1 protein-coding gene is annotated in these 330 nt (G+C 66.1%); it reads left to right on the top strand.

Annotated elements, in window-relative coordinates; all coding sequences use genetic code 11:
• Positions 1 to 330 (top strand): cadherin-like domain-containing protein (locus I8J34_RS25355; protein WP_214364211.1); only part of this gene is annotated, 330 nt, incomplete at both ends.

Below are 330 nucleotides of genomic sequence, written 5' to 3'. Positions count from 1 at the left end.
ACTCCGTGCCGGTGGCCGTGGGTGACACCAACGTGATCGCCGAAGACGGTGTCAACACCGTGTCCGGCTCTGTGCTCACCAACGACACCGTCGGTGCCGACACCAACGCCACCCCGATCACCGCCGCCAGCCCGACGCTCACCTACGGCAGCCTGGTGCTCAACAGCGACGGCAGCTACACCTACACCCTCGACAACACCAACGCCGCGGTCAACGCCCTGAACGACGGCGAAACCCTCACCGACAGCTACACCTACACGCTCACCGACGGCGACGGCACCAGCACCACCGCCACGCTGACCATCACCATCAACGGCCACACCGACGGCA

It is taken from the genome of Denitromonas iodatirespirans, assembly GCF_018524365.1.
GTDB lineage: Bacteria > Pseudomonadota > Gammaproteobacteria > Burkholderiales > Rhodocyclaceae > Nitrogeniibacter > Nitrogeniibacter iodatirespirans.
Note: the sequence above shows the minus strand (reverse complement) of the source record. Positions and strands in the feature narration are given on the sequence as shown.